Here is a 24,973-nt window from a genome sequence, read left to right on the forward strand (position 1 = left end):
AGTCACTCTCGCGGGGGATGGTTCGAGGCGCCTTTTCGAATCCCGTGTTGACGCGGAGGTGGGGGCCGGCGCCCGATTGCCCAGTTCTGCCGGGGTTTTCGCCGACTTCGGGTTTCATGCCTCCTGTACGCCAACGGCCCCGCACCCGCAAGCGGGAACGGGGCCGTGAGGAGCGGCCTGGTGCAGGGCACCTGGGGGTGCAGGGCCCCTGGGGGCGGGGCGCCTGCGGGCGGGGCGTCAGTCGGAGAGTCGCTCGCCGGTCGAGGTCGAGAAGACGTGCAGCTCGGCCGGGCGCGGGACGACCTGGAGGGTGGAGCCCTTGGCCGGGACCTCGCGGCCGCCGACGCGGACCACGACGTCCTTGTCCTCGCCGCCGACGCGGGTGGAGCCGTAGACGAAGCCGTCGGAGCCGAGCTCCTCGACCACGTTCACGGTCACGGCGAGGCCGTCCTTGCCGGTGGCGCTCTGCACGTCGAAGTGCTCGGGGCGCACGCCGACGGTGACGGTGCGGTCGCCCTTGGCGGCCGCGGCGGCGATGGCCTCGCGGGACACCGGGACGATGCTCTCGCCGAACTTCACGCCGCCGTCGGTGATCGGGACCTCGATCAGGTTCATGGCCGGGGAGCCGATGAAGCCGGCGACGAAGAGGTTGGCAGGCCTGTCGTACATGTTGCGCGGGGTGTCGACCTGCTGGAGCAGACCGTCCTTGAGGACGGCGACCCGGTCGCCCATGGTGAGGGCCTCGGTCTGGTCGTGCGTCACGTACACGGTGGTGATGCCGAGCCGGCGCTGCAGGCTCGCGATCTGCGTACGGGTCGAGACGCGGAGCTTGGCGTCGAGGTTCGACAGCGGCTCGTCCATGAGGAAGACCTGCGGCTCACGCACGATGGCGCGGCCCATGGCGACACGCTGGCGCTGACCGCCGGAGAGCGCCTTCGGCTTGCGGTCCAGGTACTCGGTGAGGTCGAGGATCTTCGCCGCCTCCTCGACCTTCGTGCGGATCTCGCTCTTGTTCACGCCGGCGATCTTGAGGGCGAAGCCCATGTTGTCGGCGACGGTCATGTGCGGGTACAGCGCGTAGTTCTGGAACACCATGGCGATGTCCCGGTCCTTCGGCGGCAGGTGCGTGACGTCACGGTCACCGATCCGGATGGCGCCGTCGGTGACGTCCTCCAGACCGGCCAGCATGCGCAGCGAGGTCGACTTGCCACAGCCGGAGGGGCCGACGAGAACGAGGAACTCGCCGTCGGCGATCTCGATCTCCAGCTCGTTGACGGAGGGCTTTTCGGCGCCGGGGTAGACCAGGGTCGCCTTGTCGTAGGTGACGGAAGCCATGGTGATGTGTCCCTTCACCGGCAGGAACGTGCCGGACGATCCGAGTAAAGGAAGGATTGAGGTCTAGGCCATCTGGGTGAACTGCACGTGACGCTACCTGGCGATGCCCGATCTGTCAGCACTCCGGGGTACGTGAGATTTCCGACCGTCGGCGGGCGGGTGTTCGTTACACTGCACTCGCTGCCTCCTTAGCTCAGCTGGCCAGAGCACCGCTCTTGTAAAGCGGGGGTCGTCGGTTCGAACCCGACAGGGGGCTCTCGAAACAGCAGCAGGTCCGAGGCCCTGTCGTCCGTGCGGGCGGCGGGGCCTTCGTCCTGTGGGAGCACCGGGGGAGGTGCGGATGGCTGTCAGGTTTGTCGTTTCGCCGCGGGGCGGGCGGCGGGCGTACGGGGACATCGCGTCCGCGGTGGCCGAGGCGGGGCGGCGGGGGCGGGCGGCGCGGATCGAGATCGAGCCCGGGCATTACGCGGGGCCGCTCGTCGTGCGGGGTGAGGTCGAGCTGGTGGCACGGGGCGAGCCCGGGTCGGTGGTGGTGAGCGCGCCGCGCGGCACCGTGCTGGAGGCCGGCGGGGTGGTGCGGGTGCGGGGTCTCGTCATCGAGGGGCGGGACGCCGATGTGGTGCGGTGCGGGGCGGGGACCCTGACCGTGGAGCAGGGCGAGATCCGGGCGTACCAGGGTGTCGCGGTGCACGCGGTGCATGGCACGGCGGTGACGTTGCGGGACTCCGTGGTGCGGCAGGGGCGGGTGCTGTTCGCCGGGGCGAGCGGTGTCGTGGAGCGGTGTGAGCTACGGGACGCCGCCGACAACGCGCTGGCCGCGATCGAGGGTGCGCGGGTGACGGTGCGGGACAGCCGGTTCGCGGGGGCCCGGTTCCATGGGGTGCGGGTCAGCGGTGCGCAGGCCGAGGTGGTCGGCTGCGGGTTCTCCGGGACGGGCCGGGCGGCGTTGTTCGCGGACACGCAGGCCTGGCTCGCGGTGGCCGACTGCACGGTCGCCGACGCGGGCGCGGAGGGCATCGGGTACATCCAGCAGTCCCGCGGCACCGTGGACCGGGTGCGGGTCACGGACTCCGAGCACGGCATCGCGGTCGCGGACGGCTCCGATCCGGTGGTGCGCGGCGGTGTCTTCACCGGCTGCCGGGACACCGGGATCAACGTACGGGCGGGGCGCGGCCGGTTCGAGGAGTGCGAGGTCGCCGAGGCCGGCAACATCGGCGTGTTCGTGCTCGGGGGCGGCGCCCCGGAGGTGCGCGGCCTGCGGGTGGTGCGGGGCAATGTCGGCGTCGTCGTCCAGGACACCGGGTCCCGGGGCCGTTTCACCGGGGTCCGGGTGGCGGATCTGACGAGCGTCGCGCTGCGGGCGTACGAGGGCGGGAAGGCCGTCTTCCAGGACGTGCGGGTGGAGCGCTGCCCGACGCATCTGGAGACGCGGGGTGACGCGGGCACGACCGCCGAGGTGGAGGGCGGGGTGTTCGAGGACTTCTCCCTGTCGGCGGTGGAGGCGCTCGGGCAGTCCAGGGTGACGTTGCGTCAGGTCACCGCCGAGCGTGGCATGGTGGGCTTCGCCGTCGCCGAGCAGGCGCAGTTGTTCGTCGCGGACTGCGGCGTGCGTGACGTGGACTCGGCCGGGGCGGCGGCGCTCGGGAAGGGGCGCCTGGTCGCCGAGCGGCTCAGGGTGAGGGGCTCGGGGTCGATCGGCCTCTCCGTCCACGATCAGGCCGTCCTGGACGTCTCCGACAGCGAGTTCGCCGACTGCGCGGACATCGGTGCGTGCTTCACGGGCAAGGCCGGGGGGAGGTTCGTGAGGTGCACGGTGTCCGGTACGCGTGGGGTGGGGGTGTGGCACAACGGGCTGGTGTCGCTCGCGTCGCTGGAGACCTCGCTGCCGGTGAGGGAATGGGATGAGAAGGCGAACCAGAAGCCGCCCGCGCACGTCACCTACATCAACAACAGGGTGACGATCCACGGGAACGTGACCGGTCAGGTCGCCGTGGGCAATGAACGGGTCGAGATGAACCAGTACATCACCCGGCAGCAGACCGACGAGGACGGAGCTCCCGCATGAGCGATCCCCGGCACGACGCCACGGCGAACCAGACGTCGGGACTTCACATCCACGGGAACGTGACCGGCCAGATCGCCGTGGGCAACGAGCAGGTGACCCAGAACCAGATCAACTACACCGCGGCCGCGGAGGTCGCCCCCGAGCACACGGAACTCGCCGAGCTCGTACGGGAGTTGCTGGCGCGACTGCCCGAGCAGGGGCTCGGCGAGACGGAGCGCGAGGACACCGAGGCGGCGGCCAACGAGGTCCTCGACACCATCAGCGGGACCGCCGAGCCCGAGCCGGGGCGGCTGCGCCGCGCCCTCACCCTGCTGCGGGGCGCGCTCGCGCCGGTCGCCACCGGGGTGGCGGCAGGGGCGACGGCCGGGTCGCAGCAGTGGGCGCAGGACGCGATCGCGAGCCTGAGCGGGATGTGAGCCCCGTGTCCGAGCGGGTCGTCACCGGCCGCTGAGGCGGTTGGCGATGACCGCGATGCGGTCGGTGGCGGCGCTGCGGGCGGCGGTCTCGCGGCGGTCGGCGGCGCGGAAGGCCGCGTACATGGTCTGCACGCCGAGCCAGCGCAGCGGCTCCGGCTCCCACTTGCGCACCCGGTGGTCGACCCAGGGCAGCGCCGTCAGGTCGGTGGGGCCGCCCTGGCCGGAGTCCTCCTTGATGAGGTCGCGCAGGGTGCGGGCGGCGAGGTTGGTGGTGGCGACGCCGGAGCCGACGTAGCCGCCGGCCCAGCCCAGGCCGGTGGAGCGGTCGAGGGTGACGGTGGCGCACCAGTCGCGGGGCACGCCGAGGACGCCGGACCAGGCGTGGGCCACTCGTACGCCCGCGAGCTGCGGGAAGAAGCGGATCAGGATCTCGCGCAGGGCCTCGACGGTCTGCGGCTGGGTGCGGCCGTCGTTGTCGGTCTTCGAGCCGTAGCGGTACGGGACGCCCCGGCCGCCGAGCGCGATGCGGCCGTCGGCGGTGCGCTGGGCGTACATGTAGGCGTGCGCCATGTCGCCGAGGGTCTCCAGCCCGTCCCAGCCGATCGACTCCCACTGGGCGTCGGTCAGCGGCTCGGTGGCGATCATGGAGGAGTTCATGGGGAGCCAGGTGCGGCGCTGGCCGGCGAGGGAGGCGGTGAAGCCCTCGGTGCAGCGCAGTACGTACGGGGCGCGGACCGTGCCGTACGGGGTGACGGCGTGCTTGGGGCGGATCTCGGTCACCGGGGTGGACTCGTGGATGGTGACGCCGAGCGCCTCGACGGCGGCGGCCAGGCCCTTGACCAGTTTGACCGGGTGGAGGCGGGCGCCGTGCGGGGTCCAGGAGGAGCCGACGGCGCCGGTGACGCGGATGCGTTCGGCGGTCCCGCGGGCTCCGTAGAGTTCGCGTTCCTTCTCGCCGAAGGCGATCTCGGCGGAGTGGAAGTCCTTGAGGCGGGCGAGTTGGGCGGGGGAGGTGGCGACCTCCAGGACGCCGCCGCGGTGGATGTCGGCGTCGATGCCCTCGGCGGCGCAGACGTCGACGACCTCGGTGACGGTGTCGTTCATGGCGCGCTGGAGGCGTACGGCGGCCTCGTGGCCGTGCTCCTTGGCGTAGCGGTCGCGGCCGGCGATGCCGTTGTAGAGCCAGCCCCCGTTGCGGCCGGAGGCGCCGTAACCGCAGAAGGCGGCCTCCAGGACGGTGATGTTGAGGAAGGGGACGGCCTTCTTGAGGTAGTAGGCGGTCCACAGGCCGGTGTAGCCGCCGCCGACGATGCAGACGTCGGCGGTCGTGTCGCCGGGCAGCGGTTCGCGGGGCGCGGGGGCGCCCTCCTGCGCGTACCAGAAGGAAATTCCGCCGTTCACCGTGCTGAGCTGCTGGCTGGTCGTGCTCATGTGTATCCCTCTTCCGGGTCCGTGCGCGGAGGTTACCCGGGGGCGGCGCGGGCGATCCAGGCTCTAGGGTCGGTGGGTGATCGAGATCCCGGCGGAACTGGCGGCGTCGCAGGCGAAGTACAACGGCGAGGCGGGGCGGGCCTTCATCGCCGCGCTGCCCGCGCGGGCGGAGGAGTTCCTGGAGCGGTGGGGGCTGCGGGTGACCGGGCCGTCGATGCACGGGGTGGCGTCGCTCGTGCTGCCCGTGATGGTGGCGCGGGACGGCGTCCCGGCCGTGCTGAAGCTCCAGCTGCTCGACGAGGAGACGGAGGGGGAGCCGGTCGCGCTGCGAGCGTGGGCCGGGGACGGGGCCGTACGGCTCCTGGAGCATGACCCGGGGACGGGCACGATGCTGCTCGAACAGGCTGGGGGCACCTCCCAGGCCGGAGGCTCTGGGGGAGGGGGGCGGCACTTGTCGCAGATGACGGACGTGCGGGAGGCGGTGGCGATCCTGGCGGACCTGCTGGCCCGGCTCGTCGCGGTGCCCGCGCCGCCCGGCCTTCGGCGGCTGGGCGACGTGGCGGCACGGATGGTGGACCGTACGCCCGCCGCGACGGCCCGGCTCGCGGACCCGGGCGAGGCGGCGCTGCTCCGGGACTGCGCGGCGGCGGTACGGGAGGTCATGGGCGAGCCCGGCGACCGGCTGCTGCACTGGGACCTGCACTACGACAACGTCCTGGCCGCCCAGCGCGAACCGTGGCTGGCCATCGACCCCAAGCCCCTCGCCGGCGACCCCGGCTTCGAGCTGCTCCCGGCCCTGGTCAACCGGTGGGACCCGGACCCGGCGGAGACCCGGTGGCGCTTCGACCTGCTCACGGAGCGGCTCGGCCTGGACCGGGCGCGGGCCCGGGCGTGGACCCTCGGACGGGTGCTGCAGAACGGCCTGTGGGAGGTGGAGGAGGGCGCGGTGTCCCTCGGCCCCGACCAGGTGTCCATCGCCCGGAACCTGCTGGCCAGGCACCCCTGACGGGGTGCACCCTGAGCTCATGATCCGTACCGCCACGCCTGCCGACGTCCCCCACATCCACCGCATGGTCCGCGACCTCGCGGAGTACGAGAAGGCCCTCGACGAGGCCCGCGCCACCCCCGACCAGCTCCACGAGGCCCTCTTCGGCGACCGCCCGGCCGCCTTCGCCCACATCGCGGAGACCGACACCGGCGAGATCGCCGGCTTCGCGCTCTGGTTCCTCAACTTCTCCACCTGGCGCGGTGTCCACGGCATCTACCTCGAAGACCTCTACGTCCGCCCCGACCTCCGCGGCGGCGGCCACGGCAAGGCCCTCCTCGCCGAACTGGCCCGCATCTGTGTGGAGCGGGGCTACGAGCGCCTGGAGTGGTCCGTCCTGAACTGGAACAAGCCCTCCATCGACTTCTACGAGTCCCTGGGCGCCCGCCCGCAGGACGAGTGGACGGTCTACCGGCTCACGGACGGGGCGCTGAAGACGCTGGGTTCGGGAGCGGGATCGGGAGCGGGATCGGGGGCGTCGGCCCGGGGAGTGTAGGAAGGGGGCATGGACAAGGACATTCAGCAGCGGTTCGAGCGCATCACCGGCTTCGTCGAGGCGCGGCTCACCCCCCTCTTCGACCCCGAGAACGGCAGCGACCACGGCTTCGGCATGGACGACACCTCACGTGCCCTGCGCGCGCTCCGGTACACCGTGCAGGCCGCGTCCGCGGTGAACGGGCTGCTGGAGCAGCGGGCGTCGGCGCCGGAGCTGCGGCAGGTGGTGGACCAGGCCCTGGAGCACAACTGGGACGTGCTGCGTTCCATCGCCCGGATGTGGGAGGACCACCCGGACTTCCTGAAGGAGTTCAAGGGCCACTCCTGGGACGTCCTCGGGATCTAGGGCCTGTCCGGCGGATCATGGCCGGGGCCGCGACGCCTGGCACGGCACCTGGCCGCGTTGCCGAAACATCCCGATAGCTCCGCTATCGAGACATTCCGGCGCCTTGCCATTCACCGCACCAGACGCCGCGGCCTGTCCGACCCTGATCCGCCGGACAGGCCCTAGCCGTCTCACGGCCGGCTACGGGACCAGGACCACCTTGCCGATCGTGCCCCGCGTCTCCAGCGCCCGGTGGGCCCGCGCCGCCTCCGCGAGGGGGAAGCGGTGGACCGCCGGGCGCAGGGTGCCGTCCGTCGCCGCGGCCAGGGCGGCGAGTTCGAGGGTGCGGATGTCGCCGCCCGCCTTCTGGAGCATGACGGGGCCGAGGACGGACTCCGAGGTGATGCCGCGGGCGGCGAGCTCCTCGGGGGTGAAGGTGAGCGGTTCGCCGTCGTGCAGGCCGGCGCCGGACCAGCCGAAGACGAGGTGCTGCCCGCCCTTCCCGAGCAGGTCCACGGCCGCCCGCCCGGTCTCGCCGCCCACCGAGTCGAAGACCACGGTCGCCTGCCTGCCCAGGGAGCCGAGGTACGTGCGGACCTCGGCCGGCCAGTCCGGCGCCGTGTAGTCGACCGCCAGGTCCGCGCCGTTCGCGCGGACCCGGGCCACCTTCTCGGGGCCGCCGGCCAGGCCGACGACGACCGCGCCCGCGTTCTTCGCGTACTGCACGAGCAGCGTGCCGATGCCGCCCGCCGCGGCCGGGACGACCGCCACCGAGTCCGGGCCGAGCTCCGTGAACCGCAGGATTCCCAGCGTCGTGCGGCCCGTGCCGATCATCGCGACCGCCTCGGCGTCCCCGAGGTGGTCGGGCAGCGCGTGCAGCCGGGCGGCGTCGGTGACGGCGAGCTCCGCGTAGCCTCCCGGCGCCATGCCGAGGTGCGCCACGACCCGTCGGCCCAGCCATGCCGGGTCGGTGCCCTCGCCGAGTGCGTCCACGGTGCCGGCGACCTCGCGGCCGGGGACGGTGGGCAGGGCGGCGGGGGCCGGGAAGGGGCCGGTGCCGCCCTCGCGCAGGGCCGTGTCGAGCAGGTGCACCCCGGCCGCCGTGACCTTGACGCGGACCTGGCCGGGGCCCGGGACCGGGTCCGGGACCTCCTCGTACGTCAGGTTCTCGGCCGGGCCGAAGGCGTGGAGGCGGATGGCGTGCATGGTGGGCTCCCCGGTGATCGACGGATGTCTTCCCGAACAGGGCCAGCCTCCGACCTCAAGCGGACTTGAGGTCAAGGGGTTCGGTGCGGAGGTGCTCCGCCCGCATCGCCAGCGACACCGCCTCCACCGCGCTCGTGAACGACACCTCCGCGAGCACGCCCGGCGCCGCCACCTGGTCGCCCGCCAGGTACACGCCGTCGCCCCGGTCCACCGCCGGCCGGTCCCGCCAGGTCGTGCCGGGGCGGTCCACCGCGCCCGTACGTCCGTTGCTCACGGCCTCCCGACGCCACACCGCGCGCTCGCGCCAGCCCGCGAAGCCCAGGTCCAGCAGCCGCTCCGCGTGCGCGACGCCGTCCGCCTTCGACTCGTCCGGGGCGATCGGCAGCTGCGCCTGGATCAGCTCCTGGCCGGCCGGCGCGAGGCCCGGGTCCTGGGTGGTGAACCGTTCCACCCAGCCCGGCGCGTCCAGGTCCGAGATCGCGAACGGGTCGCCCTTCCGCGAACGCAGCGCCAGGTCGAACAGCACGGTGCGGCCCGACTCCCAGGTCAGCGACGGGTCGCCGAGCAGCCGGGCGGCGGCGGGCAGCGCGGTCGCGACGACCACCGGGCCGGCGTCGCGCGGCAGGTCGCCGAGCGAGCCGATCCGGGCCGAGGTCTCGATCCGTACCCCCGTCTGCCGGGCGCGCGCCGCCATCCGCTCGATCAGCCGGCCCCAGCCGCCCTTGACGAAGTGGGCCTCGGGCGGGAGCGCGGCGGCCCGGTGCAGCCGTTCCTGCACGAAGCGGGCGGACAGCGCGCCCGGGTCGTGGTGGTAGAGCGCCACCCCGCTGTACGCGGCGGCGGCGCGGGCCGCCTCCGGGCCGGCGAGCCGGGTCGCCCAGGTCCGGAAGTCGACGTCGACGGGCGCCTGTTCGCCCGTACGGAGGGTCTGGCGCAGCATCCCGAGCGGCGGGACCCGGCGCAGCGCGCCGCGGTGGTGGAAGCGCAGCTTGGCGGCCTCCCGCAGCGGGAGCGGCGCGAGCTCGCCGAGCAGGCCGCGCTGGTGCAGCCAGGTCCAGTGCGGGCCGCCGTTGTAGATCGCGTGCGGGCCCTCGTTGGTCAGGTACGGGCCCTCGGCGGTGCGGGCGCGCCCGCCGAGCGTGTGGTGGGCCTCGTACAGGGTGACCCGGGCGCCCGCCTCGGCGGCGGTGACGGCCGCGGTGAGTCCGGCGAAGCCGCCGCCGATGATCGTGATCTTCCGCATGTCCATGGCTCCCTCCGATGGGTTTCACGCATGGGACGAGCGGCGGGACCCGGTCCGTGACATCGCGGACGGGGCGATGTCAGTGGCGTGCGTCACGATGGACGGCATGAAGAGGAAGAACGTGGCGAGGCCCCGCGAGCCCGAGGTCGGGCTGCCCCCGCTGGAGCCGTACGAGGGCGGTCTGGAGCCCGACGGGGACTATGACGGCCTTGAGCTGGTCGGCCTCGATCTGACCGGCCAGGACGGTGCGGGGGCGCGCTTCCTCGACTGCGCGGTGCGCGACTGCGGGCTGGACGGGGCCCGGCTGACGGCGGCGCGGTTCCTCGACTCGGTGCTGACGGGGGTACGGGGGGTGGGCACCGATCTCGCGGGCGCGCAGCTGCGGGACGTGGAGCTGGTGGACGCGCGCCTCGGTGGGGTGCAGCTGCACGGATCCGTGCTGGAGCGGGTCTGGGTGCGCGGAGGGAAGATCGACTATCTGAACCTGCGGTCGGCGAAGCTGAAGGACGTCGTCTTCGAGGGGTGCGTGCTCGACGAGCCGGACTTCGGGGGCGCGGCCCTTGAGAGGGTGGAGTTCCGGGACTGTGTCGTGACCCGGGCCGACTTCAGCGGGGCGCGGCTGAAGGACGTCGACCTGCGCACCGTCCAGCGGATCGAGATCGCCCGCGGGGTGGACGCCCTGGCGGGGGCGGTGATCTCCACGGCGCAGCTGCTCGACCTGGCGCCGGTGTTCGCGGCGCAGTTGGGGGTGCGGGTGGAGGACGCGTAGCCCTGCCGGTCAGGGGAGGCGGAGTCGGTCAGGGGAGGCGGGGGAAGCGGGCCTGGAGGTCCCAGATCACCGGGTTGTCCGCCAGGCCCTCGTGCATGTCGGTGAGGTCGGCGATCAGGTCGTGCAGGAAGTCACGGGCCTCGCGGCGCAGTTCGCCGTGGTTGAAGGTGAGCGCCGGCTCGTCGCCCGGCATCCAGTCGGCCTCGACGTCCACCCAGCCGAAGCGCCGCTCGAACAGCATGCGGTCGGACGACTCGGTGAAGTCCAGCTCCGCGTACTGGGGGCGGGAGGCGCGGCTGCCCTTCGGGTCGCGGTCCAGCTGCTCGACGATGTCGCACAGCGCCCACGCGAAGTCGAGCACCGGCACCCATCCCCAGGCTGTGGACACCTCCTGGTCCTTCACGGTGTCCGCGAGGTACACGTCACCGCAGAACAGGTCGTGCCGCAGGGAGTGGACGTCCGCCGCGCGGTAGTTCGTCTGCGGGGGGTCCGGAAAGCGGCGGGAGAGCGAGTAGCCGATGTCGAGCACCCGTCGATGGTCCCATGCCGCGCGCGCCCCGGACCCCGCACGGGTGCCGGAACCCGCCCCGGAGGTCCCGGGGCCCGGGCTCAGCCCCGGTGGGCCGCCTTCGCCACCTTCGGGCCGAGCCAGCGCTTGAGGCGGCGGAGGGGTTCGAGGCTGCCGGCGGCGCGGTCGAGGCGGTAGTAGAGCTGTGGGGGGATGTGGGGGAGCAGGGGGGAGTGGCGCTGGCCGAGGAGGGCGAACATCCGGTGCGGGGGGAGGTGCATGTAGCGGGGGAGGTTCTCGTACCACTGGGCGCTGTAGTGGGCCGCGCTCTGGGCCGGGACGAGTTCGGCGCGGCGGCGCCGGCCGTAGGCGGTGAGGGCCCTGGGCAGGTCCGTGCCGTGGGTGCGCAGGGCGGCGGCGAGGCCGAGGGCGTCCTCCAGGGCCAGGGTGGTGCCCGCGCCGATCGAGTAGTGGGTGGTGTGGGCGGCGTCGCCGAGGAGCACGGTGTTGCCGTCGTGCCAGGACCGGGTCGTCAGGGTGCGGAAGTTCAGCCACTGGGCCGGGGCGCCGTCGCCGTGCTGCTCGCGGCCGATCAGCGGCTCGCCGTCGAGGAGGTCGGCGAACAGCTTCTCAAGGAGGCGCAGACTGTCGTCCGCGTTCAGCTGGTCCAGGCCCAGGCCCGACCACGTCTCGGGGCCGCACTCCACCACGCACGTCGACTGCTCGCCGCTGAACCCGTACGCGTAACACCAGATCCAGCCGTGCTCGGTCTCCTTGAAGGCGAAGCTGAAGGAGTCGAAGACCTTCGTCGTGCCCAGCCACACATAGCGGTTGCGGCCGCTGGTGACCTCGGTGCCGAAGCGCTCCGGCCGCGCCTCGCGCAGCTGGCTGTTCACACCGTCCGCGGCCACGACGAGATCGGCGCCGGCGAGCTCGGGGGCGTCCGGGCCGTTCACCGGGTGCTCGTGCTCGACGCGGACGCCGAGCTCGCGCGCCCGGTCGGCGAGCAGCGCCAGCATCCGGCGCCGGCCGATGCCGAAGCCCGCGTCGCCGCGGTGCACGGTCCGCTCGTCGCGGACGATCGCCACGCCGTCCGTCCAGGTCACCGACGCGGCGGCGATGGCCTCCGCCGACTCCGGGTCGCCCGCGCGCAGCTTGTCGAGGAGAGCCGCCCAGTAGGTGACGCCCCAGCCGTACGTGGAGCCCTCGGCGTTCCGCTCGTACACGGTGATCTCGTGGGAGGGGTCCTGGCGCTTCATCAGGATGGAGAAGTACAGGCCCCCCGGCCCGCCGCCGACGATGGTGATCTTCACTTGCGCTCCCACGAGGACATGACACAGTGCGCCTGAGTGGCAACGCACAGTAGCAGTCCTATGGAAGCAGGCGCTGCTCCTTCGCCACTGCCACCGCGCCCGCCCGCGTGTCGACGCCGAGCTTCGCGTAGATGCGGCCCAGGTGGGTCTTCACCGTGGCCTCGCTGATGAACAGCGCACGGGCGATCTCCCGGTTGCCGAGGCCGTGCGCCAGCTGTCCGAGGATGTCGCGCTCGCGGTCGGTGAGCGACGGGCCCGCGGCCCCGCGCATCCGGTCCATGACGCGGCTGGCGACCGGCGGCGACAGTGTGGTCCGGCCCTGTGCGGCCGAGTGGATCGCGGCGAACAGCTCCTCCGGACGCTCGGCCTTGAGGAGGTAGCCGGTGGCGCCCGCCTCGATGGCGCGGGTGATGTCCGCGTCCGTGTCGTACGTGGTGAGGACCAGGACGTGCACACCGGTCGGCGCGATCCGGCGGGTGGCCTCGACGCCGTCGATGCCGGCGCCCAGCTGGAGGTCCATCAGGACCACGTCCGGGCGCAGGTGGGCGGCCATCGCCACGGCCTCCTCGCCGCTGCCCGCCTCCCCGACCACCTCGATGCCGGGCGCGCTGCCGAGCAGCGCGAGCAGCCCGGCGCGGACCACCGCGTGGTCGTCGCAGAGCAGGATGCGTACGGGCTCGCGGGCGGGTTCGCCTGCCGGCGCGTTCACGGGCGTACCTCCAGCGGGATCGCGGCGGAGAGCACGGTGCCCTCGCCCGGGGTGGACTCGATGGTCAGGGTGCCGCCCAGCTGCCGGGCGCGCACCCGCATCGCGGGGAGTCCGTGGCCGCGCACCCCGGCGTCCGCGCCCGCGCCCGAGGCCGCCCGGGCCGCCGGGTCGAAGCCGCGCCCGTCGTCGGCGACGTCGAGGACGACCTGGTCGTCCAGATAGGTCAGGGTGATCGCGGCCGAGGCGGCCTCCGCGTGCTCGCGGATGTTGGCGAGGGCGCCCTGCGCGATGCGCAGCAGCGCCGACTGCACCCGGTCGGGCAGCGGTACGGGCAGGCCGTCGACCCGGAACTCGGCCGACTCCCGGCCCGCGAGCCCGCGCAGCGCCTCCTCCAGGCCGCCGCCCTCGGCGAGGTCGGCGGGCGCGAGGTCGTGCACGAAGCGGCGGGCCTCGGCGAGGTTCCGCTCGGCGATCGACTCGGCCGTACGGACATGGCGGCGGGCGGTCGCCGGCTCGCTGTCCCAGGTGCGGTCGGCGGCCTGGAGCAGCATCTGCTGGCTGGAGAGGCCCTGCGCGAGGGTGTCGTGGATCTCCATCGAGAGCCGCTGCCGCTCGGCGAGCGTGCCCTCGCGGCGCTCGATCGCGGCCAGCTCGCGGCGGGTGCGGATGAGGTCCTCGATGAGCCTGCGCTGCCGCTCGGCCTGCCGTTCGGCGTGGACGAAGACGCCGGTGGCGATGGCGGCGACGGCCGGCGGGGCCACGATCAGGTTGGGGTCCCAGCCACCGTGCGAGAGCTGTACCTGCGCGAAGACGACGAAGGCGGTGAGGAGGGCGACCAGACCGAGCGCCGCCTTGTGCGGCAGGGTCCGCAGACCGGTGTAGAAGAGCGGGACCGCGCACCACGCGAAGCTCGGCGCGAGGACGACGAGGAGCACCCACACGGCGACGACCGTGCACAGCCACGCGATCCGGCGGGGGGTGGCGCGGGTGCCGAGCACCGGGCCGAGGAGGTAGAGGGCGGCGAGCGCGCCGGACAGCGCCACGATCCAGGGGCTGCGGGCCTCCCAGGGGTGGCGCAGCAGGAAGCGGGCGAGCGAGGCGCCGAGGAGCAGGAAGAAGGCCACGTGCATGACCCGCGCCAGCCAGCGGGCATCCGGGTCCCGTTCCATCGTCCACCTGCTCCGTGTAGCACTTGACCTGGGAATACGTATCCATCCTGGCCCGGTGGGGCCAGGGCGGCATCAACCGATCGGCTGACCTCCCTGTCGTCCACTATGCGCGCCGACGGCAGCCGGAACGCGGACCGGCCGGGGCCGGATCCCGGCGGAGGATCGATGCAGAGCGAACGAACGGCACAGACGCTCCCTCCTCCGCCCCACTCCCGAGCCCACACCAGGAGCCCGCAATGAAGAAGAAGTTCCTCCTCGGCACCACCGCCGCCGTCGTCCTCGCCGCCGGTACCTTCGGCGCCGTCTCAGCGAACGCCTCCTCCGCGCCGCAGGCCGCCCCGGCCGCGGTCGTCGCCAAGGCCGACGCCGAGGGCGACAACACGCGCCGGACGACCCACCTGACCATCGAGGCCGCGACGAAGGCCGCGCAGGCCACCCTGAAGGCCGCCGAGAAGGAGAACCAGCGCGTCTCCGTGGCCGTCGTGGACCGCAACGGCAACACCATCGTCACCCTGCGCGGCGACGGCGCGGGCCCGCAGTCCTACGAGTCGGCGGTGAAGAAGGCGTTCACCGCCGTCTCCTGGAACGCCCCGACCTCCGAGCTGGTCAAGCGGCTCACCAACGTGCCGACCCTGAAGGACATCCCGGGCACCCTCTTCCTCGCGGGCGGCGCCCCCGTCACCGCCGACGGCGGCCCGATCGCGGGCATCGGTGTCGCCGGCGCGCCCTCCGGTGACCTGGACGAGAAGTTCGCCCAGGCCGGTGTGGCCTCGCTCAACGACTGAACGGACGCCTCCGCTCGTACACACGTTCCTGCCTGCGCATCTGACTTCTTATGTCTGCTTAGGATCGGTTCGTGAACACAAGCAGCCGCAGCCGCGTCCGGACCGGCGCCCTGGCCGTCGCCCTCGCCCTGCTCGCCGCGGCCTGCACGAGCGGCGGCAGCGGCGGGGTGCAGGGCACGCCCGGCGCGGCCGGGCTGCGCGACCCGTACTTCCCCAAGCAGGGCAACGGCGGCTACGACGTGCGCCACTACGCGCTCACCCTGTCGTACGACCCCGCCTCCGGCCGGCTCGACGGGCGCGCCGAGATCACCGCCGAGGCCACCCAGGACCTCAGCGCCTTCAACCTCGACCTCGCCGGGCTCACCGTGCGCGACGCCACCGTCGACGGCGAGCCCGCCGCCGTCAACCGGGCCGGGAACGAACTGACCCTGCGCCCCCGCGAGGACATCGACGACGGGGCGGAGTTCCGCGCCGTCGTCCGCTACTCCGGGACCCCGGAGACCGTCACCGACTCGGACGGCGCCGAGGAGGGCTGGCTCAAGACCGCCGACGGCGCCGTCGCGCTCGGCGAACCCAACGGCTCCATGGCCTGGTTCCCCGGCAACCACCACCCCTCCGACAAGGCGACGTACGACATCACCGTCACCGTCCCGGCCGGGCTCACCGCGCTCTCCAACGGCGTGCGCACCGCCGAGCGCAAGGAGGCCGACGGGCGCACCACCTCCGTCTGGCACGCCGCCGAGCCGATGGCCAGCTACCTTGCGATGCTCGCCATCGGGCGGTACGACACGAGTACCGGCACCGCCCCCGGCAAGGCCGGGGCCCGGGTCCCGGTGCTGTCCGCCGCCGACCCCGAGGTGGCCGAGCAGACGGCCGCGCTGCGCGCCCGCATCCCCGAGATCCTCGACTGGCAGGCGGAGAACTTCGGGCCGTACCCCTTCGCCTCCGCCGGCGCGGTCGTCGAGCGCGACGGCGACATCGGCTACGCCCTGGAGACCCAGACCCGGCCGGTCTTCCCCCTCTCCTCCTTCGACGCCCCGACGCTCGTGCACGAACTCGCCCACCAGTGGTACGGCGACTCCGTCTCGCCCGCGACCTGGGCGGACCTCTGGCTCAACGAGGGCTTCGCGACCTACGCGGAGTGGCTGTACGAGGAGGACTTCGCGCACACCCCGGCGCAGAAGAACTTCGAGAAGCAGTACGCGAACGAGGACGCCTGGGCCTACTCGCCCGCCCGTCCGCCCACCGCCGAGAACCTGTTCGGCACGCCCGTGTACCAGCGGGGCGCGATGGTCCTGCACCGGATCCGGCAGGAGGTCGGCGACGACACCTTCTACGAGATCCTGGCCGGCTGGCCGGCGAAGTACCGGCACGCCAACGCCACCACCGAGGACTTCATCGCGTACGTGGACTCGATGACGGACGAGGACCTGTCGGACGTGTGGGACGTGTGGCTGTACGGGGACGGGAAGCCCGCGCACATCACCGACTAGAGCGCCGTGGCCCGGAGGCTCTTGCGCATCACGACGCACGGGCGGCCGTGCGCCAGGTCGGGCCTGCGCGCGGTCTCCTCGTAACCGAGCGAGGTCCAGAAGGCCAGCGCCCGCGGGTTGTTCTCCAGGACCGCGAGGCGCAGCCCGGCGCGGCCGCGGGAGCGGAAGGAGTCCTCGACGTACGCGGCGAGGCGGCGCCCGAAGCCCGCGCGGTGCGCTCCCGCGTGGACCATCAGGAGGCCCAGCCACGGGTCGGGCTGGGCCGGGTCGGGGTGGTGGGCGAGGGTGATGGCGATCGCGACCAGCCGGCCCTCCGAGCGGGCGAGCAGCACCTCGGCGTCCGGGTGCGCGAGTTCGTCGGCGAGGGCGGCGGCGACCTGCTCGGGCAGGATCCGGTCCGGCTCCGGGAAGTCGCCGCTCAGTTGCTGGAACTCCTCGTTCGACGCGTACAGCTCGGTGAGTTCGGTGATCAGCGGGCCGGGGAGGGCGTACGGGTCCCTGGCGGTCAGCGGTTCGACGATCATCGGGAAAGCGTAGAGCCCCGGCCCCCGGTCGTGCCGGGTGCCGGGGCTCTGTGCCTACGCACACTCAGGCGTACGTCAGAGGTTGACGCCGAAGTCGCGGGCGATGCCCTCCAGGCCGGAGGCGTAGCCCTGGCCGACCGCGCGGAACTTCCACTCGGCACCGTTGCGGTAGAGCTCGCCGAAGACCATGGCGGTCTCGACGGCGGCGTCCTCCGACAGGTCGTAGCGGGCGATCTCGGCGCCGCCGGCCTGGTTGACGATGCGGATGTACGCGTTGCGGACCTGGCCGAAGTTCTGCGAGCGGTTCACCGCGTCGTAGATGGAGACCGGGAAGACGATCTTGTCGACGCCGGCCGGCAGGCCCGCCAGGTTGACGTTGATCTGCTCGTCGTCGCCGCCGCCCTCGCCGGTGCGGTTGTCACCGGTGTGGACGATGGTCTGGTCCGGGGTGGACTTGTTGTTGAAGAAGACGAAGTGGCCGTCGGAGACGACCTTGCCCATGGCGTCCACGCCGATGGCGGAGGCGTCCAGGTCGAAGTCGGTGCCCGTGGTCGTACGGACGTCCCAGCCGAGGCCCACGGTGACGGCGGTGAGGCCGGGGGCCTCCTTGGTCAGGGAGACGTTGCCGCCCTTGGAGAGGCTTACAGCCATGGGATGTCCCTTTCTGAGGTCCTGCGGGTGTCGAACTCGTCGCTCGCATTAACGCACAGGGAGCCGAGGCGGTTCCATGACCCCGCGCCGCCAAAAGGAGATGACGGGCGCGTGGCGCTCCGGGACCATGGGACACATGTCCGGTCCGTATCTGATCCGCGGCTCCGTCTCGTTGCCCGAGGCCGAGCTCATGTGGCGTTTCTCGCGGTCGTCCGGGCCGGGCGGGCAGCACGTCAACACCAGCGACTCGCAGGTGGAGCTGCGCTTCGACCTGGCGGCGACCGAGGCCCTGCCCGAGGTGTGGAAGGCGCGTGCCCTGGAGCGGCTCGCGAGCCGGCTGGTCGACGGGGTCGTGACCGTACGGGCCTCGGAGCACCGCTCGCAGTGGCGCAACCGGGAGACGGCCGCCGTGCGCCTCGCCGCCCTCCTCGCGGAGGCCACCGCGCCCCCGCCGAAGCCGCGCCGTGCGACGAAGATCCCGCGCGGGATCAACGAGCGGCGGCTGCGGGAGAAGAAACAGCGCTCGGAGACCAAGCGCGGCCGCCAGGCCCGCGACTGGAGCTGACGAGCCGAGGCGGGCCGCTGCGGGCCCGGCAGGCCCGTGGGCCCCAGGCCCTGCACGCCGCTCGTCCCGGCCGTACCGGCGCGTGCCGCAGGCGCTCAGCCCAGCCTGCGGTACTTCCCGCGGAAGTAGGTGAGCGGGCCGCCCTCCGCAGAGGGCAGCTTCGTGTCGAGGACCCGGCCGATGACGAGGGTGTGGTCGCCCGCGACCACCCGGCTCTCCGTGCGGCACTCCAGGGTGGCGAGCGCGCCGCCGATCAGCGGGGCGGAGCTGTGCTCGCCGCGGGTGTACGGCAGGTCCGCGAAGAGCAGCCGGTCGCTGACCCGGCCCTTCATGGCGAAGCGTCCGGCCACGTGCCGCTGGCTCTCGGAGAGCAGCGAGACCGCCCACACCGGCACGTCCGCGAGCAGGTCGTCCATCCGGGAGTCGTTGCGCAGGCTGACCAGGACCAGGGGCGGGTCGAGCGAGACGGAGAGGAAGGCGGTGGCGGTCATGCCGACGTCCTCGCCGTGCGGCCCGTCGTCCGGGTCGTGGGCCGTGACAAGGACCACGCCGGCCGCCAGGCGGGACATGGCGGCCTTGAACTCGTCGTTGCTCACCCCCTCAGCATGAGGGATGGCCAGGTCGAGGGCGGTGGTAGCCGTCGTGGGCGTCTTCTGCAGCACCCTCGCACGCTAATCCGGGCGCGGCCCCAAGGGCATCGGGCCCCGGTACCAGGCCGGCTGCCTCGCCGGTCCTAGGACCCGCCGCCTCCGGGAGCCCTTCTCCGGCCCGACCCATGCCGTTCACCCACCGTTCGCAAACCCCCGCGACGCCTTGTGACTTGAGTCACAGAGAGCAGTATTTGTTGACCCTGTGTACCGGGTGCACAGCTCGCTGTGATTCAGTGGCGGGGACAGTGCACCAAAGCCGATGAAGCCGATGAGAACCCTGGAGTCAGCTGTCGAGGTCTCGGGGAGAGCGAGCGATGGAGACCGAGTCGGAGCCGTACGTCCGTCTTGCGACCCTGCGTCAGCTGCATCAGGTCGTGGGGGACCTCAACACCGCCCGCAGCCTTGCGGACACCGTGCAGGCCGTCGCCGACGGGATCGTCGCGGGCCTCAACTACGAGCTGGCCTGCGTCAACCTCGTGCGCCCCGACGGCGATCTGATCGTCTCCGCCTTCGCCGGCAGCCCCGCCGCCGAGGCCCTGATCACCGGCCGGGTCGGCTCCCGGACCTCCTGGGACCGGCGGCTCGCCATGGGCGAGGCCTGGGGCGATCTGCGCTTCATCCCGCACACCGAGGGCTGGGTGCTCATCGAGGACGACGTCCCGCAGTGGCACACCGAGGGCCCCGCCCCCCGCTTCGAGGACGAGTGGCACCCGCACGACCGCCTCTACGCGCCCATGTACGCCTCCGGCTCCGGCCGTGAGCTCCTCGGCGTGATCTCCGTCGACCGCCCGCGCAACGGACGGCACCCCGGCCCCTGGGGCCGCGAGGCGCTCCAGATGTACGCCTCGCAGGCCGCCATCGCCATCAGCAACGCCCGGCTCCGCTCCAACATGCAGCGCGCCCTGATCCGCCTGGAGCGCGAGCAGCAGGCCCTCCGCGCCAGCGAGGAGTCGTTCCGGCAGGCCTTCGAGTACGCGCCGTCCGGCATGGCCATCGCCGAGATGGGCGGCGACCAGCACGGGCGCCTGCTGCGCACCAACGACGCCCTGTGCCGGCTGCTCGGCCGCCCCGCCTCCGTGATGCGCCGCTACAGCTTCGCCGACCTCGTCCACCCCGAGGACATAGGCACCCTGCTGCGCACCTCCGCCGAGGGCGGGCGCGCCGAGCTGCGGCTGGGTCGCCGCGACGGCACGTACGTCTGGGTCTCCCTGCGCAACTCCGTCGTCGCCGACACCGCCGACGGCCCCCGCTTCCTCCTCACCCACGTCGAAGACATAGAGGAGCGCAAGCGGCACGAGCTCCAGCTCGCCCACCGCGCCTCGCACGACGCCCTCACCGGCCTCCCCAACAGCGCCGAACTGCGCTCCCGGCTCTCCGCCCGGCTCTGCGAGCGCCCCTTCGCCGCCTCCGCCCCCGAGGGCACGCCCGGCTTCGAGCCGCCGTACGGCTACGACGAGTACGACTACGAGCACGAGCACGGCTTCGGCTTCTCCCCGGCCGCCGGCGCCGCCGGGGGGTACGACGGGCACGTGCACTCCGTCGCCCCCACCGGCGGCGACGTCGACGACGGCACGAAGGGCCTCGCCGTCCTCTTCTGCGACCTCGACGGCTTCAAGTCGATCAACGACCGCTTCGGGCACCACACCGGCGACGCCGTGCTCATCGAGGTGGCCCGGCGGCTCACCACCGGGGTGCGGGACGGGGACACGGTGGCCCGGCTCGGCGGTGACGAGTTCGTCGTCCTCGCCGACGGCCTCGGCTCGGCCGACGCCGCCGACCTCGCGGTCCGGCTGCGGAACGCGATCATCCCGCCGATCCGGGTGGACGGACGGGCGGTGCGGGTCGGGGCCAGCTTCGGCATCGGCTGGGCCGAGTGCGGCATGACCGTCGAAGAGGTCCTGAACAGCGCCGACCAGCGGATGTACATCGAGAAGCGGTCGCGTTCCAAGGTCCACCGGCGGGCCGGATAGCGCCGCACCGGGGCCGGTACGCGCCGCCGTTCACCGGACGTACACGAAGCGCCGAACCGGTGACATGGCCGTACGAGGTAGGCTCGGCCGGTCGGCGACGGCTGGCGAGCAGTGGATAGGAGTGACCCGGATGGCTGCCGGTAACGACGGCACGAACAAGCCCGAGGACGACGATCCGTTCGGCTATCTGTATGCCGACGGCCAGGCGGCGGGTGCTCAGCCCCCCTCCGGCGGCGGCTACGGCTACCCGGGTCCGGCCGCTCAGCCGGGCGTGCCCCGCACCTCGTACAACCAGGTCCGCACGGTCGGCGAGCGGCAGTACGGCGGCCACCAGCAGCAGGCGCAGGCGCCGTTCCCGCAGCAGCAGGGCTACGGCCAGCCGAACCCGCAGTACGCGGCCCCCGAGACGTACCCCGGCGGCGGCGCCCACCGGCCCGGCCCGGCGCAGCCGGGTGGCCGTGGCAGCGGCGGCCGCGGCCCCAACACCAGGGGTCTGCTGATCGGCGCCGTCGCGGTCGTCGCGGTGGTCGTGGCCGGCATCACCGCCGCGGTGATCGCCAACAGCGGCGACAAGACGAACGACGCGGGCGGCACGGGCGGCTCGCCGACCGGCGCGCCGACCCAGGTCTCGGAGTCCCCCTCGGTCGACCCCAGCCAGTCCTCGAAGGCCCCGCAGGCGCTGCCGCAGCAGGACGCGGCGACCCTGAAGCTGGGCGGCTCGGCGGCGCTGGCCAAGGACATCAAGGGCGCGGAGGGCGCGGACGGCAACTACGTCACCGGGTTCAACGCGCTCGGGTCCTCGGTGACCTGGCAGGCGGACGTCGAGAAGGCCGGCACCTACAAGCTGTACGTGCGCTACGCGATCCCGGCGAAGGACGCCAACGCCACGCTGACGGTCAACGACAAGGCCAACACGAACCCGATAGGCCTGAAGAACTTCATCAACTCCTCGGACCCGAACCTGGAGAAGAACTGGCAGACCACCTGGGCGCCGGTCGATCTCAAGCAGGGGCAGAACACGATCAAGATGTCGTGCGAGCCGGGCAACCAGTGCGACGTGATCTTCGACTGGCTGGAGATCCGGCCGAACGGGTAGTCGCCCAGCGTACGGAACGGGCCCCTTCGGGGGCCCGTTTCCGTATCGGGGTCACGCCGCCGCCCGGTCGTGGACGGTGATGCGGGGGAGCAGGGCCTCGTACGCCGACTCGTCGAACTCGCCGGCCACCGGGGAGAGTACGGTCGCGGCGGACAGGGCCACGGCGTGGCTGAGGCGGGTGGGCCAGTCGGCGCCGTCGACGAGGCCGGCGAGGAGCGCGGCGACGGCCGAGTCGCCGGCGCCGGTCGGGTTGCCCTTCACGGGGGCCGGCGGGGCGGCCTGCCACAGGCCGTCGGGGGTGGCGGCGAGCAGGCCCTCGGGGCCGAGCGAGGTGACGACCGCGTGGGCGCCGCGGCGGCGGGCGTCGCGGGTGGCGCGGTAGGGCTCGCGGGAGCCGGTGAGCTGGGCGAGTTCGGCCGCGTTGGGCTTGATGAGTTCGGGGCGGGCGGCGATGCCGCGACGCAGCGGTTCGCCGCTGGTGTCGAGCAGCGCGGGGACGCCGGCGGCGCGGGCGAGCCGGACGAGTTCGGCGTACGCGCCGACGTGGATGCCGGGCGGGAGGCTGCCGCAGAGGGCCACGGCCCGGGCCCCGTCGAGGAGTTCGGTGAAGCGCGCGGTGAACGCGGCCCATTCCTCCGGGGTGATGACCGGGCCGGGCTCGTTGAGCTGGGTGGTGTCGCCGCTGGCGGCGTCGACGACGGCGACGGTGCGGCGGGTGGCGCCGGAGATCGGGACCAGGGCGTCGTGGACGGGCTGTCCTGCGGTCGTGGCGGCGAGCAGGTCGCGTACGGTCTCGCCGGTGGCGCCGCCCGTGAAGCCGGTGACGACGGTCTCGTGGCCGAGGGCGCCGAGCACGCGGGCGACGTTCAGGCCCTTGCCGCCGGGGCGTTCGATGACCTGGGTGACGCGGTGCGAGGCGTGCGGGACGAGGGCGGGGACGCGGTAGGTGAGATCGAGCGCCGTGTTGAGGGTGACCGTCAGAATCATCGGCCCACCTCCCTGTTCGTCTCCCCGTCACCGGCCGTCGGCGCCCTGATCATGTCAAAGAGAAGGCGGTTGGCCCAGACCCCCGGACCAACCGCCTGGAGACGGCGGGGGCGAAATCAGCTCAGCTCGGGCTCGACCACCCAGGCGCCCTTGCGCATCACGCCCTTGAGCTCGAAGTCCGCGTCGAGGACCACGAGGTCGGCGTCCTTGCCGGGCTCCAGGGAGCCGACCCGGTCGTACACGCCGAGCAGCTTCGCCGGGTTGGCGGAGATGGCCTGGACGACGGACTCGACGGGCAGCCCGTCGACGGTCGCGGCGCGCTTGAACGCGCGGTCGAGCGTCAGCGTGGAGCCCGCGATGGAGCTGCCCTCGACGAGCCGTGCGACGCTGTCCTTCACCTCGACCTCCAGCGAGCCGAGCATGTAGCGCCCGTCGCCGAAGCCGGCCGCGTCCATGGCGTCGGTGATGAAGGCGACCCGCTCGGGACCGGCGTGGTGGAAGGCCAGCTGCAGGGCGGCCGGGTGCAGGTGGGTGCCGTCGTTGATGAGCTCGACGGTGATCCGCTCGTCCTCCAGGAGCGCGGCGATGGGGCCGGGCGCGCGGTGCCCGAGGGCGGGCATCGCGTTGTAGAGGTGGGTGGCGACGGTGGCGCCCGCGTCGATGGCCGCCCGGGTCTGCTCGTAGGTGGCGTCGGTGTGGCCGATCGCGGCGATCACGCCGTGCTCGGCGAGCAGCCGTACGGAGTCGAGGCCGCCGGGCAGCTCGGTCGCGAGGGTCACCATGCGGGCCTGGCCGCGCGCGGCGTCGATCAGCTTGCGCACCTCGGCGGGGTCGGGGTCGCGCAGCAGGGTCTCGTCGTGGGCGCCCTTGCGGCACGGCGAGATGAACGGGCCCTCGAAGTGGATGCCGGCGAGCTCGCCCTGCTCGGCGAGTTCGGAGAGCAGCCCGGCCCGCTGGGTGAGGAAGTCCATGTCGCCGGTGACGAAGGAGGCGACGACGGTGGTGGTGCCGTGCTGCCGGTGGGTGCGGACACCGGTGAGGATCTCGTCGACGGTGCCGGAGGTGAAGGACGCGCCGCCGCCGCCGTGGTTGTGCAGGTCGACGAAGCCGGGCACGAGCCAGTGGCCGGTGAGGTCGAGCGCGGGGGCGTCCGCATGGGCGGCTCCTGCGATGCGGCCGTTCTCGACGATCACTCGTCCGTTCTCGACGGTCCCGGTCGGCAGCACCACACGGGCCCCGGTGAGAACTGTGGATACGGCCATCAGGCGGATACCTCCGAGTCGGATTCGAGTGAGCCGTGAGCGAGCAGGTCCCAGGCGAGGAGGCCCGCGCCCAGGCATCCGGCGGTGTCCCCGAGGGCCGCGGGGACGACGGCGGGCAGCTTCTGGAAGGTGACGCGTGCTTCCACGGCGGCCCGCAGCGGTGTGAACAAGGTTTCCCCGGCCTCGGCCAGACCGCCACCGATGATGAGCGTGCGGGGGTCGAGCAGGGTGAGCGCGGTGACCAGGCCGTCGGCGAGCGCGTCGACCGCGTCCTGCCAGATCCGGCCGGCGACCGGGTCGCCGGACTCGACGGCCTTGGCGCAGTCGGCGGCGTCGGCGTCCGGGTCGCCGGAGGCCTCGGCCCAGGCGACGGAGACGGCGGAGGCGGAGGCGTAGCGCTCCAGGCAGCCGCGCTGGCCGCAGCCGCACTCCGTACCGCCCGGGCGTACGACGATGTGGCCGATCTCGCCCGCGTAACCGTGCGCTCCGGCCTCGATCTCGCCGCCGATGCCGATGGCGCCGGCGATGCCGGTGCCGAGCGGTACGAAGAGGAAGCGGTCGGCGCCGTTGCCCGCGCCGATCCGGCCCTCGGCGAGGCCGCCGGTGCGCACGTCGTGGCCGAGGGCCACGGGGATGCCGCCGAGGCGTTCGCTGAGTAGGGCGCGCATCGGGACGTCGCGCCAGCCGAGGTTGGCGGCGTAGACGGCGATGCCGTGCGTGGCGTCGACGATGCCGGGGACGGCGACGCCGGCGGCCGCGGCGGGCTCGCCGTACCGCTCCCGGCCGAGCGCGCGCAGCTCCTGCGCGAATCCGAGGATCGTCTCGACGACGGCCTCGGGCCCGCGCTCGCGGCCGGTGGCGCGACGGGCCTCGTGGAGCAGGGTGCCGTCCGCCCCGACGAGGGCGGCCTTCATGCCGGTGCCGCCCACATCGAGGGCGATGACGTGTCTCACGGGGACAG

General features: G+C 73.1%; 25 protein-coding genes and 1 tRNA gene. 12 read left to right on the plus strand and 14 right to left on the minus strand.

Annotation, left to right across the window (positions count from 1 at the left end; all coding sequences use genetic code 11):
* Positions 1-237: 237 nt before the first annotated feature.
* Complete coding sequence (gene ugpC, locus AB0M18_RS28200; RefSeq protein ID WP_365762804.1) at positions 238-1,335, minus strand: sn-glycerol-3-phosphate ABC transporter ATP-binding protein UgpC; 1,098 nt, start codon at positions 1,333-1,335, stop codon at positions 238-240.
* A 182-nt stretch (positions 1,336-1,517) separates the two neighbouring features.
* On the opposite strand from ugpC, the gene AB0M18_RS28205 reads away from it, so the two are divergent.
* From AB0M18_RS28205 to AB0M18_RS28215, 3 genes are all read left to right on the plus strand, one after another.
* Positions 1,518-1,591 (plus strand) — tRNA-Thr (locus AB0M18_RS28205).
* Between the two features lie 84 nt (positions 1,592-1,675).
* Positions 1,676-3,400, plus strand: coding sequence for a right-handed parallel beta-helix repeat-containing protein (locus AB0M18_RS28210; RefSeq protein ID WP_365762806.1), 1,725 nt, complete (start codon positions 1,676-1,678; stop codon positions 3,398-3,400).
* Complete coding sequence (locus tag AB0M18_RS28215; protein ID WP_365762808.1) at positions 3,397-3,816, plus strand: hypothetical protein; 420 nt, start codon at positions 3,397-3,399, stop codon at positions 3,814-3,816. Before AB0M18_RS28210 ends, AB0M18_RS28215 begins: the two co-directional genes overlap by 4 nt.
* Before the next feature lie 21 nt (positions 3,817-3,837).
* Here AB0M18_RS28215 and AB0M18_RS28220 read toward each other — a convergent pair whose 3' ends face one another.
* Positions 3,838-5,247 (minus strand): FAD-dependent oxidoreductase, encoded by a 1,410-nt coding sequence (locus AB0M18_RS28220; protein ID WP_365762810.1) that lies wholly within the window; start codon positions 5,245-5,247, stop codon positions 3,838-3,840.
* 76 nt (positions 5,248-5,323) lie between these two features.
* Here AB0M18_RS28220 and AB0M18_RS28225 point away from each other — a divergent pair, with 76 nt between their 5' ends.
* Genes AB0M18_RS28225 through AB0M18_RS28235 form a run of 3 tightly spaced genes read left to right on the plus strand, consistent with a single transcriptional unit; the run spans position 5,324 to position 7,133 of the window.
* On the plus strand, positions 5,324-6,253 hold the full coding sequence (locus AB0M18_RS28225) for an aminoglycoside phosphotransferase family protein (RefSeq protein ID WP_365762812.1): 930 nt from the start codon (positions 5,324-5,326) through the stop codon (positions 6,251-6,253).
* Positions 6,254-6,272: 19 nt separating this feature from the next.
* On the plus strand, positions 6,273-6,788 hold the full coding sequence (locus AB0M18_RS28230) for a GNAT family N-acetyltransferase (protein WP_365762814.1): 516 nt from the start codon (positions 6,273-6,275) through the stop codon (positions 6,786-6,788).
* Positions 6,789-6,797: 9 nt separating this feature from the next.
* Positions 6,798-7,133, plus strand: coding sequence for a hypothetical protein (locus AB0M18_RS28235; RefSeq protein WP_365762816.1), 336 nt, complete (start codon positions 6,798-6,800; stop codon positions 7,131-7,133).
* 180 nt (positions 7,134-7,313) lie between these two features.
* Here AB0M18_RS28235 and AB0M18_RS28240 read toward each other — a convergent pair whose 3' ends face one another.
* Together AB0M18_RS28240 and AB0M18_RS28245 are read right to left on the minus strand one after the other, a co-directional pair.
* Complete coding sequence (locus tag AB0M18_RS28240; RefSeq protein WP_365762818.1) at positions 7,314-8,318, minus strand: zinc-binding dehydrogenase; 1,005 nt, start codon at positions 8,316-8,318, stop codon at positions 7,314-7,316.
* A gap of 55 nt (positions 8,319-8,373) precedes the next feature.
* Positions 8,374-9,561 (minus strand): FAD-dependent oxidoreductase, encoded by a 1,188-nt coding sequence (locus AB0M18_RS28245; protein WP_365762820.1) that lies wholly within the window; start codon positions 9,559-9,561, stop codon positions 8,374-8,376.
* A gap of 97 nt (positions 9,562-9,658) precedes the next feature.
* Between AB0M18_RS28245 and AB0M18_RS28250 the strand changes: the two genes are divergently transcribed.
* On the plus strand, positions 9,659-10,330 hold the full coding sequence (locus AB0M18_RS28250) for a pentapeptide repeat-containing protein (RefSeq protein WP_365762932.1): 672 nt from the start codon (positions 9,659-9,661) through the stop codon (positions 10,328-10,330).
* Positions 10,331-10,358: 28 nt separating this feature from the next.
* Here the strand turns inward: AB0M18_RS28250 and AB0M18_RS28255 are convergent, their stop codons facing one another.
* The 4 genes from AB0M18_RS28255 to AB0M18_RS28270 form a co-directional block, all read right to left on the minus strand.
* Positions 10,359-10,859 carry a hypothetical protein gene (locus AB0M18_RS28255; RefSeq protein ID WP_365762822.1) on the minus strand — a complete coding sequence of 167 codons (501 nt, stop codon included), beginning with the start codon at positions 10,857-10,859 and terminating at the stop codon, positions 10,359-10,361.
* Between the two features lie 80 nt (positions 10,860-10,939).
* Positions 10,940-12,151, minus strand: a complete 1,212-nt coding sequence (locus AB0M18_RS28260; RefSeq protein ID WP_365762824.1) for an FAD-dependent monooxygenase — start codon at positions 12,149-12,151, stop codon at positions 10,940-10,942.
* Positions 12,152-12,209: 58 nt separating this feature from the next.
* A complete protein-coding gene (locus tag AB0M18_RS28265; RefSeq protein ID WP_365762826.1) occupies positions 12,210-12,860 on the minus strand; it encodes a response regulator transcription factor in 651 nt (216 codons plus the stop codon).
* Positions 12,857-14,029, minus strand: a complete 1,173-nt coding sequence (locus AB0M18_RS28270; protein ID WP_365762828.1) for a sensor histidine kinase — start codon at positions 14,027-14,029, stop codon at positions 12,857-12,859. The genes AB0M18_RS28265 and AB0M18_RS28270 overlap by 4 nt, the downstream gene beginning before the upstream one ends.
* Positions 14,030-14,265: 236 nt before the next feature.
* Here AB0M18_RS28270 and AB0M18_RS28275 point away from each other — a divergent pair, with 236 nt between their 5' ends.
* Both AB0M18_RS28275 and AB0M18_RS28280 read left to right on the plus strand, forming a co-directional pair.
* Positions 14,266-14,814, plus strand: coding sequence for a heme-binding protein (locus AB0M18_RS28275; protein WP_365762830.1), 549 nt, complete (start codon positions 14,266-14,268; stop codon positions 14,812-14,814).
* A gap of 71 nt (positions 14,815-14,885) precedes the next feature.
* Positions 14,886-16,307, plus strand: a complete 1,422-nt coding sequence (locus AB0M18_RS28280) for a M1 family metallopeptidase (RefSeq protein WP_365762832.1) — start codon at positions 14,886-14,888, stop codon at positions 16,305-16,307.
* Here the strand turns inward: AB0M18_RS28280 and AB0M18_RS28285 are convergent.
* Together AB0M18_RS28285 and AB0M18_RS28290 are read right to left on the minus strand one after the other, a co-directional pair.
* Positions 16,304-16,831: a GNAT family N-acetyltransferase gene (locus AB0M18_RS28285; protein WP_365762834.1), complete on the minus strand. Its 528-nt coding sequence runs from the start codon at positions 16,829-16,831 to the stop codon at positions 16,304-16,306. The two genes, AB0M18_RS28280 and AB0M18_RS28285, sit on opposite strands and share 4 nt — an antisense overlap.
* Before the next feature lie 75 nt (positions 16,832-16,906).
* Complete coding sequence (locus tag AB0M18_RS28290) at positions 16,907-17,482, minus strand: TerD family protein (protein ID WP_362523027.1); 576 nt, start codon at positions 17,480-17,482, stop codon at positions 16,907-16,909.
* Between the two features lie 127 nt (positions 17,483-17,609).
* On the opposite strand from AB0M18_RS28290, the gene arfB reads away from it, so the two are divergent.
* Positions 17,610-18,047, plus strand: coding sequence for an alternative ribosome rescue aminoacyl-tRNA hydrolase ArfB (arfB, locus tag AB0M18_RS28295; protein ID WP_365762934.1), 438 nt, complete (start codon positions 17,610-17,612; stop codon positions 18,045-18,047).
* A 95-nt stretch (positions 18,048-18,142) separates the two neighbouring features.
* Here arfB and AB0M18_RS28300 read toward each other — a convergent pair whose 3' ends face one another.
* Positions 18,143-18,709: a flavin reductase family protein gene (locus tag AB0M18_RS28300; protein WP_365762836.1), complete on the minus strand. Its 567-nt coding sequence runs from the start codon at positions 18,707-18,709 to the stop codon at positions 18,143-18,145.
* Between the two features lie 302 nt (positions 18,710-19,011).
* On the opposite strand from AB0M18_RS28300, the gene cdgB reads away from it, so the two are divergent.
* The gene (cdgB, locus tag AB0M18_RS28305; protein ID WP_365762838.1) at positions 19,012-20,667 is read left to right on the plus strand and encodes a diguanylate cyclase CdgB; all 1,656 of its coding nucleotides are present in this window, start codon (positions 19,012-19,014) and stop codon (positions 20,665-20,667) included.
* Positions 20,668-20,797: 130 nt separating this feature from the next.
* Entirely contained in the window at positions 20,798-21,763 is a 966-nt protein-coding gene (locus tag AB0M18_RS28310) for a CBM35 domain-containing protein (protein ID WP_365762840.1), read from the plus strand.
* 51 nt (positions 21,764-21,814) lie between these two features.
* Here AB0M18_RS28310 and AB0M18_RS28315 read toward each other — a convergent pair whose 3' ends face one another.
* The 3 genes from AB0M18_RS28315 to AB0M18_RS28325 all read right to left on the minus strand — a co-directional run bounded on the left by AB0M18_RS28315 (position 21,815) and on the right by AB0M18_RS28325 (position 24,965).
* Positions 21,815-22,750 (minus strand): 1-phosphofructokinase family hexose kinase, encoded by a 936-nt coding sequence (locus AB0M18_RS28315; RefSeq protein WP_365762842.1) that lies wholly within the window; start codon positions 22,748-22,750, stop codon positions 21,815-21,817.
* A 116-nt stretch (positions 22,751-22,866) separates the two neighbouring features.
* A complete protein-coding gene (gene nagA / locus AB0M18_RS28320; protein ID WP_365762844.1) occupies positions 22,867-24,012 on the minus strand; it encodes an N-acetylglucosamine-6-phosphate deacetylase in 1,146 nt (381 codons plus the stop codon).
* Positions 24,012-24,965 carry an ROK family protein gene (locus AB0M18_RS28325; RefSeq protein ID WP_365762846.1) on the minus strand — a complete coding sequence of 318 codons (954 nt, stop codon included), beginning with the start codon at positions 24,963-24,965 and terminating at the stop codon, positions 24,012-24,014. Before AB0M18_RS28325 ends, nagA begins: the two co-directional genes overlap by 1 nt.
* Between the last annotated feature and the right edge of the window lie 8 nt (positions 24,966-24,973).

This window comes from Streptomyces sp. NPDC051909 (assembly GCF_040681095.1).
Lineage (GTDB): Bacteria > Actinomycetota > Actinomycetes > Streptomycetales > Streptomycetaceae > Streptomyces.